Consider the following 19,130-nt stretch of genomic DNA (forward strand, 5'->3'; position numbering starts at 1 on the left):
AAGAATACAGGCAGCCCAAAATATCCTTTTAGGCTGCCTGTTAATGCTCATTATCTTCAAAGTTTACGGGCAACCTCAACCACTTCAAATGCTTCCAGCTGATCACCTTCCATAATGTCATTATAGTTTTTCAGCATCAAACCACATTCAAAGCCCTGCCGTACTTCTTTAACGTCGTCTTTGAAACGTTTTAATGAAGCCAGTTCGCCAGTATGAACAACCACATTATTACGAATCAAGCGTACATGCGAGTCGCGCTTAATTAAACCATCCGTAACCATACAACCAGCAATATTGCCTACCTTAGATACCGTAATAACCTGACGGATTTCTACCGTACCGATTACATTTTCTTTCTGCTCAGGTGCCAACATGCCACTCAAAGCAGCTTTCACATCATCAATAGCATCATAGATAATGTTGTAATAGCGGATTTCAATACCTTCATGCTCAGCCAGCTTGCGTGCAGTAGCATCAGCACGGACATTAAAGCCAATAATCACAGCACCGGATGCAATCGCCAAATTAACATCAGATTCGCTTACACCACCTACACCACTATGCAATACATCTACACGTACTTCATTAGTAGATAGTTTACGCAAGCTTCCAGCCAAAGCCTCATACGAACCCTGTACATCGGCTTTAATGATAATCGGCAGACTTTGTGCCTGATTTTCACCCATGTTATTAAACATGTTTTCCAGTTTGGCTGCCTGTTGCTTGGCTAAGCGTACATCGCGGTATTTACCCTGACGGAACAATGCAATTTCGCGAGCTCTTTTCTCATCGGCCAGTACGATGAAATCTTCACCTGCATTAGGCACATCAGATAATCCCAGAATTTCAACTGGAATGGATGGGCCGGCAGCAGCAATAGTTTTGCCATTCTCATCCACCATAGCACGTACACGACCAAAAGTTGTACCGGCCAAGACCACATCGCCTTTGTGCAGAGTACCACTTTGTACCAGCAAAGTTGCCACAGCACCACGACCTTTATCCAGCCGTGATTCAACAACAATACCTTTAGCAGCAGCATCAACCGGTGCTTTCAGTTCAAGCACATCCGCTTCGAGCAGTACTGCTTCCAGTAAAGCATCAATATTCGTACCCTGCTTGGCAGAAACATCGATGAACTGTACATCACCACCCCATGAATCCGGCACCACTTCATGTGCAGTTAGTTCTTGGCGAATACGTTCCGGATTAGCGCCTTCTTTATCAATCTTGTTTACAGCCACAACCAAAGGTACTTTGGCTGCTTTAGCGTGAGCAATCGCTTCTATCGTCTGCGGCATTACACCGTCATCGGCGGCCACAACTAGAATAACGATATCAGTAGCCTGAGCACCACGAGCGCGCATAGCCGTAAATGCTTCATGCCCCGGAGTATCCAAAAAGGTAATCACACCACGAGGCGTTTCAACATGATAAGCACCGATGTGCTGAGTAATACCACCGGCCTCACCCTGTACCACACGGGCACGGCGAATATAATCCAATAAAGAAGTTTTACCATGGTCTACGTGACCCATTACTGTCACCACCGGTGGACGTGGCAATGCTTCAGCTTCAGTAACAGTCGTATCCTCATCCAGAAATGCTTCAGGATCATCTGCTGCCGCAGCCTTACCGATATGACCCATTTCTTCTACCACAATCAGGGCGGTTTCCTGATCCAATGACTGATTAATGGTCACCATCATGCCCATCTTCATCAGGGTCTTAATCACTTCAGCTGCTTTAACGGCCATTTTATGAGCCAGCTCTGCCGCCGTGATGGTTTCCGGCACCAGCACTTCATGTACTACCGGTTCTGTAGGTGCTTGGAATGCATGCTGGTTCGGCTCTAGTTTAAGCTGTTTCTTACCACCTTTTTTACCACCACGTCTACGGCTGTCTTCGCCATTACCCATATCTGTTCCGCGACGGTTTTTACCTCCGCGAGCAGATTTATTTTTAGGCATATCATCTTCACGCTGATGACGTTGCTCATCTTTTTTGCGCCGTGAGCCTGAATCAGTCCCGCTATCCGCAGCTTTGACAGAAGCGCTGCTAACTGATTTCTTCTCAGTCGGTTTGGCTGAACGTACTTCTGCAGATTTCTGCTCGCTGGCGGCTTTGCTTTGTTCCATAGCTTGTTGCTTGGCCGCTTCTCGGCGCGCCTGACGCTCTTGCTTCTGTTTCAGCAGCATTTCCCGCTGTTCTCGTAAAGCCTCTGCTCGTCGTGCTTCTTCATCGCGTTGAGCTTGCTCTTCCGGACTAATAATCGGTTTGGCTGCTTCGGCCACCAAAGCAGCCAAATCCACTTTCTTCGCATTATTACGATTACGATTGCGTTTGGATTTGTGCTGCTCATTTTTATCTGCTGCTTTTTTATCAGCAGGAACTTCTGCCTTAGGAGCTACCACTTCAACCTGCTGTTGTTTAACTTCTTGTTGTTTCACTTCCTGTTTTACCACTTCTGTCTGCACAGCCTCCACTTTAGGTTTTGGTTCGGTTTTACTGGCCGTGGCTGCTGCTTTCAAACGCACCGCCTCTGCAGCTGCGGCAGCAGCAGATTCTTCTCTGCGTTTTGCTTCAGCCTGCTCTTCAGCGGCTTTTTTCGCCTGTAGCTCAGCTTCAGTATCTACCTTAACTGGTTCTGTTTCATGTTTAACAGGTGCCTGCTTTTCTTCAGACAAACTGACCTGCTGTTCTTCTGGTGGCACTACAATACGACGACGACGACGGGTTTCAACCTGTACCCCACCTACCGTACTCTTTTCGGCCTGCTTCTTACGATTCAGTGTGATGGTACTGGCAGACTGACTACCATTAGACTGCTTTAAATAAACCAGCAATTGTTTCTTATCTTCAGCAGTCAGTTTATCTGATGCTGTCTGTTTATGTACTCCTGCTTCGGCCAGCTGTGTCAACAGTCTAGTTGTAGACATATGTAGCTCCGAGGCAAATTGTTCTACAGTTATTTGATTACTCATTCGCGTACCCTCATACTTCGTCAAACCAGTGGGCGCGTGCAGCCATCACCACTTTCTTGGCGGTTTCCTCATCAATGCCAGTAATTTCAATCAGTTCGTCAACTGATAGCTCAGCCAGATCATCACGGGTTTTAATTCCCTCATTAGCCAAATCATGCAGCATCTCCTGATCGACACCCTCAAGATTTTTCAGGTCTTCATCCATGCGTTCCAGCTGCTCTTCAGAGGCAATGGCCAGAGTCAGAATCGCATCACGAGCACGGTTACGCAACTCTTCAACTGTACTTTCATCAAAACCTTCAATTTCCAGCATTTCCTGAACAGGCACGTAAGCCACTTCTTCCAGACTAGTAAATCCTTCTTGAACTAGTACTTCGGCCACATTTTCATCAACACCAAGATTGTTTATAAAGAGTTCACGTATAGCCTTATCTTCAGCTTCGTGGCGTTCCTGCGCCTCTTCCACAGTCATAATATTCAGTTGCCAGCCAGTCAGTTCTGCGGCAAGGCGTACATTTTGACCACCACGACCAATCGCCAGTGCCAACTGCTCTTCAGCCACAATCACATCTACAGAATGGTGATCTTCATCAATCAGAATGCGTGTAACCTCAGCCGGACTTAATGCATTAATTACAAATTGAGCGGTTTCAGGTGACCACAACACCACATCTATACGTTCACCAGCAAGCTCCTCAGTAACCGCATTCACACGAGAACCACGAACACCGATACAGGTGCCTTGCGGATCAATGCGGGCATCATTTGATTTCACCGCTATTTTGGCGCGTAAGCCAGGATCACGAGTGACTTCTTTAATTTCTAGCAGACCGTCCTCAATTTCGGGCACTTCCATTTCAAACAGTTTCAGCAAAAATTCACGCGAAATACGAGTCAGGATAACCTGATTGCGATTGCCGATCTGGTCGACACGTAAAAACAGAGCTCTTACACGGTCTCCATTTCGAAAATTTTCCCGAGGAATCATCTGATCACGCGGCAGCAATGCTTCCAATCGTCCGATTTCCACAATAGCACCATGCCGTTCCATACGTTTAATCGTACCTAGAACCAGATTATCTTTGCGCTGTAAGAATTCATTTAAAATTTGTTCGCGTTCTGCATCACGAATGCGCTGCAGAATAACCTGCTTAGCGGTCTGTGCGCCAATCCGGCCAAATTCAACATTCTCAATTGGCTCTTCATAATATTCACCAATTTGCAGCGTAGTATCCGGAATTTCTTCCTGTATTTCTTCAATCGTTTTCTGAATATCCGGATACGTATAATCCTCATCGGCCACAATCAGCCAGCGGCGAAAACTGCGGTAATCGCCAGTATTGCGATCAATCACTACCCGCACATCCATATTTTCACGCTCGGTTTTTTTCTTAGCTGCACTGGCCAGAGCAAACTCCAGTGCACTAAATACTACTTCTGTATCAACGTTTTTCTCACTTGCCAAAGCTTCGGCCAGTAGTAAAATTTCACGACTCATTTAATTCTCCTTGCAAGCCTGCGCTTACAACAATATGAAAATTTAATTTAAAAATCAAACTCTGGCTTTAAACGTGCTTTGTCAACATTCTGCCATTCAATACATACCGTTTTACCGGCTGCAACCGCTGCACGTTTGGCCCTGCGTATCTCATTCGCCTCTTCCAGCGTAATACTAATCAAACCATTATCATCAATACCATTGATGCGACCGATAAAATTTTTCTGGCCATCAATCGGCAAACGGGTTTTAATCTTAGCCAGTTGTCCTGCAAAACGTGCAAAATCAGCAGGCTTAGTCAGCGGACGATCCAAACCAGGACTGGAAATTTCCAGACGCTGATAATCAACATCTTCCACCGCCAATACACGACTTAAGTGGTTGCTAACAGCTACACAATCATCCAGAGAAATGCCGCCTTCAGCTTTATCAATAAAGACCCGTAAATCTCCTTGCGAAGTCAGCTCATAATTCACCAACTCATAGCCCAGACCTGGCAAAGTTTTTTCCAAAATGCCCTGAATATCCATCTGTGCTCCGTAAAAACAAAAAAATGGCCTCAGGGCCATTTCTCAATAATTCGAAAAATTTCTTTATTTTAACTCATTGTTGAAAAAAAAGAAACCACCTGCCATTATTTTGATTGCCCATATAATGCGATAAAACTAGACATATCAATCAATTGTATCGGTTCTTATATTCTTATAACTTCTTAAAAGTCCGATCATAAAAAACTTTTAGCTTAACCCTTGGTTTTATTACAACAATACTTGCCACTACCTTAACTTAAACTGGCTGAAACCTGCATATTTACCAAAAATAAGCACTCATTGCACACCAAGAGCACACATCAATGTCTAATAAACAAAAAAATCTATAAAAACCCAGTCTTAAGGGATTGGCTAAACCCCATGTTAAGACTAAACTGCTCCCCCTGTTAAACACATCAATAGGGTAAATAAATGCGTATACAGTTTTCTGCCAATACGACAATGACACTTGCAGCATTGGGCATTGTCTACGGCGATATTGGCACCAGCCCTCTGTATGCCTTAAAAGAAAGCTTTCGCGCATCTTCCTTAGCGCCCATTGAAGCAAATATATTAGGTTTTGTTTCTCTTATTCTCTGGTCATTGCTACTAATAGTCACCTTGAAATATGTACTTTTTATTTTGCGAGCTGACAACAATGGTGAAGGTGGAGTGGTAGTCCTCATGCAACAGGCTATGCGGCATCTAAAAGGGAAACCAGTCTTGATTGCCATGATGATGGGGCTTACCGGCACAGCATTATTTTACGGCGATGCCATGATTACGCCTGCTGTTTCTGTACTTTCTGCTGCTGAAGGCCTGACCGTCATCAATGAAAGCTTTCGGCCGTACGTAATGCCAATAGCACTGGCAATTCTATTCGGATTATTTCTGATACAAAAAAAGGGCACTCATAAAATCGGCAAATTGTTTGGCCCTGTTATGCTTGTTTGGTTTAGTGCCATCGGCTTGATAGGTCTCTATCAGATAGTACAGGCACCAAGAGTAATATTGGCATTCAATCCCTACTATGGCATCAAATTTGCCATTGATCATGGCTGGGATGGCTTTATCGGATTGGGTTGTGTTGTATTAGCTGTAACTGGTGCTGAAGCTTTATATGCCGATATGGGGCATTTTGGTCGCCAGCCCATTCAAACAGCATGGATTAAAATAGTGTTGCCAAGCCTGATAGTCAATTATCTAGGACAGGGAGCATTGATTATGCATAACCCAACGGCAATTAACAATCCTTTCTATTTGAGTGCTCCACACTGGTTATTAATCCCATTAATCATACTTGCTACCTTCGCAACCATTATTGCCAGTCAAGCTGTTATAGCTGGTGCCTATTCTCTCACTCGTCAGGCCATTCAGCTTGGATTCGCACCACGCATGAACATCATCCATACCAATAATGAAGAAATTGGTCAGATATATCTGCCATTAGTCAACTGGTTATTACTAACCGCCGTTACCTTAGTAGTGTTGGCTTTTCACGATTCTGAACATTTAGCCTCAGCCTACGGCATTGCCGTTACCGGAACCATGGTCATTACCTCATGCCTGTTTTGTGTTGTCATGATTAAAAACTGGCACTGGCCTATACCCATTGCAGTAATGCTTACCTCATTGTTCCTTTGTTTTGATCTGGTTTTTTTCAGCAGCAATCTATTGAAACTTATTCATGGAGGCTGGTTTCCCGTAATGGTAGCTTTGATTGTCGTTACTCTTTTTTCAACCTGGCGCCGTGGACAATGGCAATTGCATCAAGCACAGCAAAGCAAAGAATTTTCACTTGATAACTTTGTCGAAAATCTACATGAATACCCACCACAGATAGTTACAGGTAATGCCGTATTTATGGTGTCAGATCCATTCAGCGTACCTCGCGCATTACTTCACAACCTTAAACATAACAAAGTCTTACATAACCACAATGTCTTACTCAGTATCAAAACCAAAGAAATACCTTATGTCACCGATAATGAACGCATTGCCATGAAGCAAATAGGGCCACGTTTTACCCGCGTAATTGCAAATTACGGATTTCAGGAAACCGCCAACATTAGCCACATTCTGTCATTGATGGCCGAACAAGGCATCACACTTGATACCATGGACACATCGTTTTTTCTTTCTCATGACAGCATCGTCGTTGCTGCTCGAACCAAACATGGCAATATGGGACGCTTACGCGCCCGCATATTTAAATGGTTATATAAAAACAGCGCAACAGCTACAAACTACTACCATATCCCTGCTAACCGTGTAGTCGAACTGGGCGCTCAAGTAGTCATTTAACCAACATACCCGTTACCAAAACAGGAAAAATTTATGAGTATTAAAATTGGTATTGTCGGTGCTACAGGATACACAGGAGTAGAATTACTGCGCCTTCTTGCCCACCACCCCGAAGCAGAAATCATTGCCGTTACCAGCCGAAGTGAAGCAGGAATAAAATTAAGTGAATACTTTCCCAGTCTGCGTGGGCAGTACGATGATCTGGTGTTTCAACATCCAGAACAAGCCTGTTTAAAGGATTGTGACGTCGTTTTTTTTGCTACTCCCAATGGCATAGCTATGCAGGAAGCACCACCTTTACTGGCACAAGGTGTAAAAGTTATTGACCTATCAGCGGATTACCGCATCAAAGATGTTTCTCTGTGGCAACAATGGTATCCATTTACTCATAGTAGCCCAGAATGGGTTGCGAAAGCTGTATATGGTCTGTGCGAACTAAACCGCAGAACCATCGCCAATGCACAATTAGTAGCGAACCCAGGCTGTTATCCGACCTGCGTCAGCCTGCCTTTAATCCCATTGCTGCAAAAGCAATGCCTGATTGATAATCAGCCAGTAATAGCAGACTGCAAATCTGGCGTTTCCGGTGCAGGGCGCAAAGCGAGCTCCAGCAATCTGTATGCTGAATGCAGCGATAATTTTAAGGCTTATGGCATCAGCGGCCATCGTCATTTACCCGAAATAAGACAAACCCTTAATCATCTACACCCCCAGATGGGAAACAATCTCGTTTTTGTTCCCCATCTCACCCCCTTGATTCGCGGCATGCATGCCACCATATATGTACAGGTAAAAAATGGTTACAATCCAGCCAAACTGATTGAGGATTACTATTGTAACAGTCAGGTAGTAGACGTCATGTCAAGCGGCAGTACGCCGGAAACTCGATCTGTTCGCGGAGCAAATCTTTGTCGAATCAGCGTACAACGAGCTCCTGGAAATAACACATGGATAATTCTGTCGGTCATAGACAATCTAGTTAAAGGCGCAGCCGGACAAGCATTACAGAATATGAATATCATGTATGGGCTGGATGAAAGCTGCGGATTAGCACTTGTTCCCCTATTGCCATAACTAGCCGACAGGATAGACAATCCAGTATGCACTTATCTTTTAAAGGAATTACCATGTCAGAAACCGACATTGAAACACCCATTGTATTTACCGAAAGCTGCTGTACCAAAGTTAAAGATTTGATTGCTGAAGAAAATAACCCCGATCTGAAACTGCGGGTATTTGTAACTGGAGGAGGTTGTTCTGGTTTTCAGTATGGCTTTACATTTGATGAAATCGTAAATGAAGATGATTTTGAAATTGAAAAAGACGGATTAACCTTTTTGATTGATCCAATGAGTTACCAATATCTTGTCGGAGCAGAAATTGATTACTCCGAAAGCCTGCATGGTTCGCAATTTGTCATCCGCAATCCAAATGCCACCACCACATGTGGCTGTGGCTCATCTTTTTCTGTTTAACCGTAAAACTTTAAAATATCAATTCAGCTAAAATAAATCAAAATTAACTAAATTTAAAAAAACATCAACCAGCCAAAACAGGCTGGTTTATTTTTTTAACTAAACAATGAACATTAAAATATAATTAAATTGACAAGTTTTAAAAAAATTTGTCATCTTCAATAAAATGTAAAATAACAAGTTATTTACATTAGAATTTTTATACCAAGCTTATAATAATCAAGGTGCCAGAGCAGTAAAGGCCTTTCTTACTTAATAATAAATTAATAAGGAGCTTTACCATGAACCATGATTTAAAAAAATGCCCAGTTACCCACCTGACCACCGATCAGGGTGCCCCAGTATCTGATAATCAGAACAGTCTCACCGCCGGTCCTCGTGGCCCATTATTGGCACAGGATCTGTGGCTAAATGAAAGACTGGCTAATTTCGTGCGCGAAGTTATTCCCGAACGACGAATGCATGCCAAAGGTTCTGGTGCATTTGGTACATTTACTGTCACTCACGATATTACACAATACACATGTGCCAAATTGTTTAGTCAGATTGGCAAAAAGACCGAAATGTTTGTTCGCTTTTCAGAAGTAGCAGCCGAACGTGGAGGCGGCGATGCAGAAAGGGATATTCGAGGATTTGCCATGCGGTTCTACACCGAGCAAGGCAATTGGGATATAGTTGGCAATAACACACCGGTTTTTTTTCTGCGTGACCCTCGCAAATTTCCAGATTTAAACAAAGCAGTTAAACGGGACCCACGTACCAATCTGCGTAGCCCTACTTATAACTGGGACTATTGGACACTGCTTCCCGAAGCTTTTCATCAAGTCACCATTACTATGTCAGACAGAGGCATTCCAGCTAGTTATCGTCATATGCATGGTTTTGGCTCCCACACCTTCAGCTTTATCAATGCCAACAAAGAACGATTTTGGGTTAAGTTTCATTTCCGTACCCAACAAGGCATCAAAAATCTTACCGATGAAGAAGCTGCCAACATCATGGGACAGGATCGGGATAGTCATCAGAGAGATCTCTACAATGCTATAGAGAAAGGCGATTATCCAAAATGGACTATGTACGTTCAAATTATGCCCGAAACCGATGCAGAAAAAGTACCTTATCACCCATTTGATTTATCCAAAGTTTGGCCACATGGAGATTATCCGCTGATCGAAGTAGGCGAATTCGAACTAAACCGTAATCCCGATAACTATTATCTTGATGTTGAACAAGCTGCCTTCGCCCCCAGCAATTTGGTTCCGGGAATAAGCGTTTCACCCGATAAAGTATTGCAGGCTCGTTTATATAACTACGCAGATGCTGCTCGTTATCGCGTTGGCGTGAATCATCATCAGATACCAGTAAATAAAGCCCGTTGTCCCGTATTCAGCAATCATCGTGATGGTTTAACTCGAGTAGACGATAACTACGGTAGTCTGCCACATTACGAACCAAATAGTTTTCATCAGTGGCAAGAACAACCGGAATTCAGAGAGCCACCATTAAAAATACACGGAGATGCAGACTTCTGGAATTTTCATGAAGACGATAATGATTATTTCAGTCAGCCTCGAGCTCTTTTTAATCTGATGAGTGATGCTCAAAAACAAGTATTGTTTGAAAATACCGCACGAGCTATGGGGGATGCACTTGATTTTATTAAATATCGCCACATCCGCAATTGCCATGCCTGCCATCCTGATTATGGCGCCGGTGTAGCCAAAGCCTTAGGCATGACCGTTGAAGATGCGCTGGCTGCGCGCAGCAGTGATCCAGCTCAAGGTTGTGCAGTTTTAATTTAATTATTCATGTCTATCAGAAATCCTTAAACATTTGAGACTAAGGATTTCTGATTTTTATTTTTGTTTTAAAAATATTGTTTAAAACTTAAAATAAATCGATAGTCAAAATAACTGTTGAAAAAATAAATAATATCAGACAATTAAGTAAAAATATTTCAATATTTATTAGCCTAATTTTCATGTTTTTTTAGTAAATAAAAAGCTGTTAAAGATAAATTATAAAATCTGCAAATCTAAATTGCCATAATCTGTATGCATCTATTATTTCACGATATATCTATTATTATTTTCTTGTCTAGTTTCAATCATATTGTTTTATTTTTAAACCTAGCAAGCCAAGAATATGTTAGTAAATATATGAAAAATTTAATAATTTAAATATTCATTTTCCTTATTCATTATATCTTTCTCAATCTAAGCCTGAGTCTGAATATGGCTTTAGAGTTACAAATATATTAATACAATAATGAAAAACTTAATTTTTAATATGATTAAAGAGAAACTTGAAATTAATATTAAAGTTTATAATTAGCAAATTATTTAAATATTATTTCATAGATATTAATTTTGTAAGACAAATATATATAAAACTCTTTTTTTAATTCATTATATATACTTAAATTTAATTATATAACTCTATGCCATTTCAATTTTAAAAATTACAACTAACTAATAAATATAATAACCACATAATTTTTATACTATTCTAGGTGTATTAATTTTTAAGTATTTGTGTTAAATTAGGGTAAATTATACCAACTTATTTATTCATTCTTATGCAGCCATCTTCGGAATTATCTGAAACATCTTCAGCACAAAAAAGTAATATTGCGTTATCAGCGCTTGTTTTACTGGCTCACTATCATGGTATTGCAGTTAATCCGGCAGATATAACGCATAAATACTCAGATAAAGAAGATTTAAATGTTGAGCAATGGCTTCTTGCTGCAAAAGATTTAGGGCTGAAAGCAAAGCTGGTAAAGCATCGTATAGAGCGGCTTTCTCTGGTAGCATTACCAGCAGTAGTCTGGCGTGAGGATGGACAACATTTTATTTTAGCCAGAGTAGATGGCGACCGGTATCTGATACAGGATATAGCACAGGGCAAGCCGGTTATACTCAGCCAAGAAGAATTTGCACAGCGTTATTCTGGTCAACTGATTCTGGTTACTTCTAGAGCATCTGTACTTGGGCAATTAGCTAAATTTGATTTCACATGGTTTATTCCTGCTGTAATTAAATATCGCCGGATTTTTCTAGAAGTATTGGTAGTATCGGTTTTTATTCAGCTTTTCGCTCTGGTGACACCTATGTTTTTTCAGGTAGTCATGGATAAAGTTCTAGTACACCGCAGTTTCTCTACTCTTGATGTAATTACCTTTGCATTATTGGTAATTATTATTTTTGATGTAGTCCTCAGTGGCCTGCGTACTTATGTCTTCGCCCATACTACCTCACGTATTGATGTCGAATTAGGTGCAAGACTCTTTCGTCATCTTTTAAGCCTGCCTCTGGCTTATTTTGAACATCGCCGAGTAGGTGATACGGTGGCAAGAGTACGGGAGCTTGAGCAAATCCGTAACTTTTTAACCGGGCAAGCACTGACCTCTGTTCTGGATTTGTGCTTTTCATTTATATTTCTGATAGTCATGTGGTTTTATAGTGGTTGGCTTACATTGGTCGTGATTATTTCACTACCCTGTTATGCCTTCTGGTCTGCCACCATCAGTCCCATACTACGTTCTAGACTGAATGAAAAATTTGCGCGCAATGCTGATAATCAGTCTTTTCTTGTTGAATCGGTAACTGCCATTGGTACGATCAAAGCCATGGCTGTAGAACCTCAGATGACCAGACGCTGGGATCAGCAGCTCGCAGCTTATGTCAGCTCCGGATTTCGTGTTGCCCGTCTGGCTACTATTGGCCAGCAAGGCGTGCAGTTTATCCAAAAAATGGTCACACTTATTACTTTATGGCTTGGCGCACATCTGGTAATTAAAGGTGAACTGACTGTAGGACAGTTGATCGCTTTTAACATGCTGGCAGGGCAAGTATCCGCTCCGGTTATCCGTCTGGCTCAGTTATGGCAGGATTTTCAGCAGGTGGGTATCTCTGTGTCCAGACTTGGGGACATTTTAAATACCCCAACAGAAAATCCCACTTCACGTATGGCCTTACCCAATATTAAAGGACAAATCGAGTTTGAAAAAATCTCTTTTCGCTATCGTCCAGATGGTGCAGAAATTCTACGTGATTTGAACTTAAAGATTAAACCGGGTGAAATACTAGGCATTGTTGGTCGTTCCGGTTCTGGCAAATCTACATTAACCAAACTGGTGCAACGCTTATATACGCCAGAGCGTGGACGGGTACTGGTAGATGGTAATGATTTAGCACTGGCAGACCCTGCGTGGTTACGTCGTCAGGTGGGCGTTGTTTTACAAGAAAACGTTCTGCTAAATCAGAGTATCCGCGCTAATATTGCTCTTGCAGATCCAGGCATGCCGTTAGAAAAAATAATGTATGCAGCAAAAATGGCTGGTGCACACGATTTTATTATGGAATTGCCTGAAGGATACGACACAATCGTTGGTGAACAAGGGGCAGGATTGTCTGGCGGACAACGACAACGTGTTGCCATTGCTCGAGCACTGGTTGGTAATCCGCGTATTTTAATACTTGATGAAGCGACAAGTGCGCTAGATTATGAGTCTGAACGTGCAATTATGAAAAATATGCAGGCTATTTGTAAAGGTCGTACTGTTTTGATTATTGCTCATCGTTTATCTACAGTGCGTATGGCTAATCGCATTATTGCCATGGATAAGGGTAGCATTGTAGAAGAAGGTACTCATCAAGAATTACTAGCCAAACCAGATGGCTATTATCGCTATTTATATCAGCTGCAAAACAGCTGAAACGAATCAGAATAAGAAAATAATATATGAGTATTCGCATTCAAGCATTTAAAGATTTCCTGCAACGCTATAGCACAGTATGGAAAAATGTGTGGGCCGTACGGTTTCAGCTCGATCCACCTAAACGCGATAAAGATGAACGTGACTTTTTACCAGCACATCTGGAATTAACCGAAACTCCACTTTCTGCGGCACCAAAGTGGACCGCTCGACTGATTATCCTGTTCGCAGTAATTGCTCTTCTATGGGCTTTAATCGGTAAGCTGGATATTGTTGCAGTGGCCACGGGCAAAACAACACCAGGTGGACGCAGCAAAGTTATTCAACCATTAGAAACTTCGGTAGTAGATAAAATTGCAGTAAAAAATGGCGACCATGTAAAAAACGGGCAAGTACTTGTCGAGTTAAGTGGCATTGGCTCTGACAGTGATTATGCACAATCGGAAAAATCTTTACAGGCGGCTCGTTTGAATAAATTGCGTCTGGAGGCCGTAATCCGCGCATTAGATACTCATCAGCCTCCTATACTGGATAAGAAGCTTGCGACACAGTGGCACCTTAGTCCTGATCAGATTACAGAAGCACAATCTCTGGCTTTAAATCAGTATCAGACTTGGTTTACTCAAGATGCACAATTGCAAACGGTGCTGCGTGAACATCAGGCTCAGCTTCAAGGTACTCAGTCTCAGGTAAGCAAGCTGGAGCAAACTACAGCCATTGAACAAAGCCGGACATCAGACTATAAAGACTTACTGGCACAAAATTTTGTTTCGAAACACGCTTACTATGAACAGGAAAGCAAATTTATTCAGAATAAAAACGATTTAGCTAGTCAGCGCAGTCAGTTACGGCAGATACAGGAAAGTATTCGTGAAGCAGAGCAAAATCGTCAATTACAAACCAGTACACTTAAACGAGATACGCTAGATCAGCTTCGACAGGCAAACGAACAAATACAGCAACTCACTCAAGCAACAGAAAAGGCTTTACAACGCAAACAGCTAATGACTTTGAAATCCCCTGTTGATGGTACAGTACAGCAGCTAGCCACCTATACTGTGGGCGGTGTGGTGACTGCCGCTCAACAGATTATGGTGGTGGTGCCTGATCAGGATCAAATGGAAATTGAAGCATTGGTATCAAATAAAGATATCGGTTTTGTCAAAGCTGGGCAGAATGCAGTTATTAAAATCGAATCTTTCCCCTACACTCGTTATGGTTATCTAACCGGAAAAGTAAAAAATGTTAGCTTTGATGCTATTGAAGATGAAAAACTAGGATTGGTGTTTGCTGCAACAATTGTTCTAGACAAAAATTATTTAATGATAGATGGTAAAAAAGTTAATTTGACTGCAGGTATGAATGTTACTGCTGAAATTAAAACCGGTAAGCGTCGCGTTATTACTTATTTATTAAGCCCGTTACAAACCAAAGTAGATGAAAGTATGCGAGAACGCTGATGCACAAAAATTACCCCTTTAATTGCAGAAAATTTATCTGTACTTTACTCGGCTTCGTATTTCTACACCATAATGCACAGGCATTCGATTTATTCGAAGCCTGGCAGGCTGCAATCAATTACTCTGCAGATTATGCTGCGGCACAAAGCGAGCGGGATGTACAAAAGGAACAACTGCCACAAACTCGAGCTGCTTTACTGCCGCAAGTAAATACTAACTATGTATACCAGAAACAACCTTCCTCTTTATCCAGTACGACTCAGACTCACGGATGGAATGTTCAGGCAAGTCAATCATTATTTGATAAATCCAAATGGGCGCAATATCAGCAGGGTAAAATCACGGCCAGCATGGCTGAGTGGCAGCTGGAAAATGTGAAAGAAGATTTACTTTTTAAAGTTGCGAAAGCCTATTTTCAGGTTTTATTGATAGAAGACAAATTAGTTTCAATCGAAAAAGAAAAAGAAGCTTACGCCATGCAAATCAAACAGGCTAAAGCTTTATTCAATAAGGGTGCGGCCACTATTGTAGATACCAATGAAGCTCAGGCAGGCTATGAAGCTGCACGAGCAAAAAAAGTCAGTACTATGACGGATTTGTTGGTAGCACAAAATAATTTAGCTAATATTACAGGATTGGATCCCAAACAAATAAAGCGGTTGAAACACACCGATTTTGGTGATTTACTTGGGAAAACAAGTAAATCAGACTGGCTGATGCTGGCACAAAAAAATAATCCGGAATGGCAGCAGCAAAAACTGGCTCTGCAAAATGCCAAACAGGCTTATATTGCTGCCAAAGCTGAAAACTGGCCTAAACTAACTCTAAATGGTGGGTATCAGGATAATCATCAGATTCAGCAATTTTATGGTATGGATCATGGCACGCGAAGTAAAGGAGGTATTGTAACCGTTCAGCTTTCTATGCCCTTATTTTCAGGAGGAATGATTCACAGTAAAATCAAGGAAGCAGCAGCCAAAGAACAGCAAAATAAATTTCAACTAATTGCTACTGAACGTAAAATTGAACTAAACATAGATCAGGCTTATCAAACAACTATGGGTAATCTATACCAGATTCAGGCCCAACAACAATTATTGGAAGCCAATGCAGTAAAACTACAAGCTACGCAATTGGGACGTAAGGTTGGCATACGAAGCAATTTGGACGAATTACAGGCTTTGCAGGCCAAAGCTGATGCAGAGCAAAAACTGGCAGAAGCGCAGTATAGCTACATTACTACATATATTCAGTTACTTCAAAGTGCAGGTGTTCTGACACAAATGAACGAACAGAAAAAACTGCATAAATTGCTTTATTAAATATATATTTTCTATTTGATTTAAGAAAAAATTAAATAGCTATTAAAATTAACTTTGATAACTCTTTTTAAAAGCTGTTTAGATTATTACTTAATCATTCATTGAAAGTTTTGATAAATTAAAATCTAGTTTCTTGAGTGACTTTGCTGACCTATATTTCCCCATGATGAATCAAGAACTCAAATTATATGAATAAATTAGAATATGTTGAATAACAAATATTCACGTATAATTGAAAGATATTTTTAAAAAGTTATATCCGACATTCTAATTATTTAGAGTATTTCTTTTGACGTATTTGTTTTTGCTCAGTTTTATTCGATTTTGCTTAAAATAGCTAGCTTATCTCTATCATTCTTATTTATATAAAAAATCATAATAATGATATTGTAAAAAAATGATTTTTGATTATTCGGAAGAGTTGTAACTTAAGCTATATTCAATATCAAAATAATATTTCATTTCTGTTGAATTTCATGTGAATTATTTATTATGTACTACTATAGTAGATAAATATAATTGATACCCTACTGATAAACTTCTTTACCTATAGGGCATCAATATATTCTTACTACCTTTTTTCTTGTCGTCTTATAAGATAGACTGCCAAACCTAAAAATAAAAGTGTCGGCAAAAATGCTGCTACCGGTGTTGGCACTCCATATAATTGACTGGTAAAACCAAATAAACGACCCGAGAAATGAAAAAACAAACCCAAACAGATGCCGTAAAATAGTTTCAAGCCCATATTACCGCGCCGGTTTTGTTGGGGTGTAAATGCCAATGCCACCAGTGCCATAACAATGCAGGCTAATGGATAAGCAATTTTGCGCCACCAAGCGAGTTCATAACGAATTATTTGCTGGTGATTATTTTTCAGGTGCTTGATATACGTAGATAATGCGATTATAGACATTTGCTCTGGTGCTACCAGCAAAATATTGAGCAGCTGATGATTTATGGACATATGCCAATCAACATTTTCCAGATGGTTTACGACAATCTGATGTGCTTGTAATATTGATTGGTCTACCTGATGCAAGTGCCATTTTGTCTGTTTACCCGCTTGAGTATGCACATCTACATTAGCACTGGCAGCATGTAATGTTTCACTTAAATGAAATTGATCATCGTGTCGGTATATGCTGATATCTTTTAAACTACCATCTGGCAACATTTCTGCTACATTTACAATATCTTGGCCCTGTTTGAGCCAGATACCGCTATCTCCAGCACTAATAGTGTTTTGACGAGCGTGCAACTGATATTGTTCTGCATATGGTCCTGTTTTAGGAACCACATATTCACCTAATAATGCTGCGATAATTGCAAACATTAGACCAAATTGCAGCATCATACCAATGATGCTGGCCAGACTAATTCCAGATGTTCGGATGACGGTAAATTCACTATGGCTGGCCATCTGATTCAGACAAACCAAAGCACCTACTAGTACGGCCAGAGGCATCAGTTCGTAAGCATGAGTAGGAATCAGCAATAAAACATAAAACAGCATTTTATCAGCCGTATATCGTCCGTCACCAACATGGCTAATTTCCCCCATAATATCGAAGAAGCTGTATAAACTAATCAGCGCTAAAAGTGCATAAATTGTACAAATCGATAGTTGGCTAATTACATAACGATTGAGCAGACGCATCAGGAGCGGCCTCCCAGCAATGATGTAAATGCTGTTTTAAATGGTGCTGAAGGCATATCCCGCCAGCGTAATAGAAATAAAAACACCAGAAACATCAACAGATGCATTGGTATGATACCCAACCATAGCGGAATACGTTCATTCTCAACTAAGTCACGTAGAAAAGTGAGTCCGTTCTGGTATATCAGGAAAATGGCTATTGCAATCAGGATATTGTAGGTATGACCTGTACGCGGATTAAAATAAGACAAAGGTAAGGCAAGCAGAGCCAGAATAATTACGCTAATCGGTAGTGACAACCGCCACATCAGCTCAGCTTTATAAATGGCTTCATTACTACTTAATAGTGCCGCTGTTGGTATGGTATGTCTATTTTGCTTCGGATCAATAATCATTGTATTGACACTGATTACAAGTGTCATTTTGTTAAATGAAGCTCTTTGATAATCTGCCTGTCCGGGTTGTCCGTAATAGCGGAATCCGTCTTCAAGTGTCAGAATTCTTTTTTCTCCATCCTGTTTAAACTCCCCTCTTTTGGCAAATATGGTACTGTCTTTGCCATTTTTTTCTTTTTCACGTACAAAAAGATTGCTGGCCTTGCCCGTATCAGGATCAAAAGTTTCAATGAAATAAACTCGAGGATGGCTTTTACCTATTTCTCTGAATACGCCCGGTTCGAGCAAAGACATTTCCTGTTTCTGTTTCAGTAATTCTGCAAATTCTCGGCTGCGCCATTCTGCCCACGGTTGTATCAGCATTGATACCAGCGCAACCAGCACAGCAAATGGTATGCTGAATTTCATAATTGGAAAAATCCAATTTCTTAATGATAAGCCACTAGATAGCCAGATTACCATCTCACTGTCACGCCAGTAGCGTGTCAATACTGTAATGATGCTGATGTAGGCTGTCAGAATTAGTAATACCGGCGTCAGACCTATCGTCCAAAACCCAATCAGCGCTGTTACCGCATCAATGGCTACCCGCCCGCTGGCAGCTCTTCCAAGTAAATTGATTGCCTGAGTGGCCACCAGTACAACAAGTAAAATCACGAATATGCCAACGGCCGTCCATGATAATTCTTTAATAAATTGGCGTTGATAAATCATAAATTAATAAACACATCTGCGACTGTCCATATTTTACTGACAGCCTGCGTTACAATAGGGGAATCCAA

Annotated in this window: 12 protein-coding genes; 7 read left to right on the forward strand and 5 right to left on the reverse strand. The window is 41.1% G+C overall.

Going from position 1 to position 19,130, the window contains the following annotated elements:
* Positions 1–56: 56 nt before the first annotated feature.
* The 3 genes from infB to rimP are packed head-to-tail and all read right to left on the reverse strand — an operon-like array spanning position 57 to position 5,012.
* Positions 57–2,984 (reverse strand): translation initiation factor IF-2, encoded by a 2,928-nt coding sequence (infB, locus tag ACQP6D_RS06130; protein WP_427857696.1) that lies wholly within the window; start codon positions 2,982–2,984, stop codon positions 57–59.
* A 10-nt stretch (positions 2,985–2,994) separates the two neighbouring features.
* Positions 2,995–4,482, reverse strand: a complete 1,488-nt coding sequence (nusA, locus tag ACQP6D_RS06135; protein WP_427857697.1) for a transcription termination factor NusA — start codon at positions 4,480–4,482, stop codon at positions 2,995–2,997.
* A gap of 47 nt (positions 4,483–4,529) precedes the next feature.
* Positions 4,530–5,012 (reverse strand): ribosome maturation factor RimP, encoded by a 483-nt coding sequence (rimP, locus tag ACQP6D_RS06140; protein WP_100141306.1) that lies wholly within the window; start codon positions 5,010–5,012, stop codon positions 4,530–4,532.
* A gap of 432 nt (positions 5,013–5,444) precedes the next feature.
* On the opposite strand from rimP, the gene ACQP6D_RS06145 reads away from it, so the two are divergent.
* The 7 genes from ACQP6D_RS06145 (at position 5,445) to ACQP6D_RS06175 (ending at position 16,293) form a co-directional block, all read left to right on the forward strand.
* Positions 5,445–7,316, forward strand: a complete 1,872-nt coding sequence (locus ACQP6D_RS06145; RefSeq protein WP_370470218.1) for a potassium transporter Kup — start codon at positions 5,445–5,447, stop codon at positions 7,314–7,316.
* Positions 7,317–7,349: 33 nt separating this feature from the next.
* On the forward strand, positions 7,350–8,390 hold the full coding sequence (gene argC, locus ACQP6D_RS06150) for an N-acetyl-gamma-glutamyl-phosphate reductase (protein ID WP_370470219.1): 1,041 nt from the start codon (positions 7,350–7,352) through the stop codon (positions 8,388–8,390).
* Between the two features lie 53 nt (positions 8,391–8,443).
* Positions 8,444–8,791 carry an iron-sulfur cluster insertion protein ErpA gene (gene erpA, locus ACQP6D_RS06155; protein ID WP_100141308.1) on the forward strand — a complete coding sequence of 116 codons (348 nt, stop codon included), beginning with the start codon at positions 8,444–8,446 and terminating at the stop codon, positions 8,789–8,791.
* A 281-nt stretch (positions 8,792–9,072) separates the two neighbouring features.
* Complete coding sequence (locus ACQP6D_RS06160; protein WP_370387407.1) at positions 9,073–10,593, forward strand: catalase; 1,521 nt, start codon at positions 9,073–9,075, stop codon at positions 10,591–10,593.
* A 776-nt stretch (positions 10,594–11,369) separates the two neighbouring features.
* On the forward strand, positions 11,370–13,511 hold the full coding sequence (locus ACQP6D_RS06165) for a type I secretion system permease/ATPase (RefSeq protein ID WP_370387408.1): 2,142 nt from the start codon (positions 11,370–11,372) through the stop codon (positions 13,509–13,511).
* A gap of 26 nt (positions 13,512–13,537) precedes the next feature.
* Positions 13,538–14,971, forward strand: coding sequence for an HlyD family type I secretion periplasmic adaptor subunit (locus ACQP6D_RS06170; RefSeq protein ID WP_370387409.1), 1,434 nt, complete (start codon positions 13,538–13,540; stop codon positions 14,969–14,971).
* A complete protein-coding gene (locus ACQP6D_RS06175; RefSeq protein ID WP_427857698.1) occupies positions 14,971–16,293 on the forward strand; it encodes a TolC family protein in 1,323 nt (440 codons plus the stop codon). The genes ACQP6D_RS06170 and ACQP6D_RS06175 overlap by 1 nt, the downstream gene beginning before the upstream one ends.
* Before the next feature lie 571 nt (positions 16,294–16,864).
* Here the strand turns inward: ACQP6D_RS06175 and lptG are convergent.
* Both lptG and lptF read right to left on the reverse strand, forming a co-directional pair.
* Positions 16,865–17,953 (reverse strand): LPS export ABC transporter permease LptG, encoded by a 1,089-nt coding sequence (gene lptG / locus ACQP6D_RS06180; RefSeq protein WP_100141313.1) that lies wholly within the window; start codon positions 17,951–17,953, stop codon positions 16,865–16,867.
* Positions 17,953–19,062 carry an LPS export ABC transporter permease LptF gene (lptF, locus tag ACQP6D_RS06185; protein ID WP_267403254.1) on the reverse strand — a complete coding sequence of 370 codons (1,110 nt, stop codon included), beginning with the start codon at positions 19,060–19,062 and terminating at the stop codon, positions 17,953–17,955. Before lptF ends, lptG begins: the two co-directional genes overlap by 1 nt.
* Positions 19,063–19,130: the final 68 nt, after the last annotated feature.

It is taken from the genome of Snodgrassella sp. CS2 (assembly GCF_050310315.1).
GTDB classification, from domain to species: domain Bacteria; phylum Pseudomonadota; class Gammaproteobacteria; order Burkholderiales; family Neisseriaceae; genus Snodgrassella; species Snodgrassella alvi_E.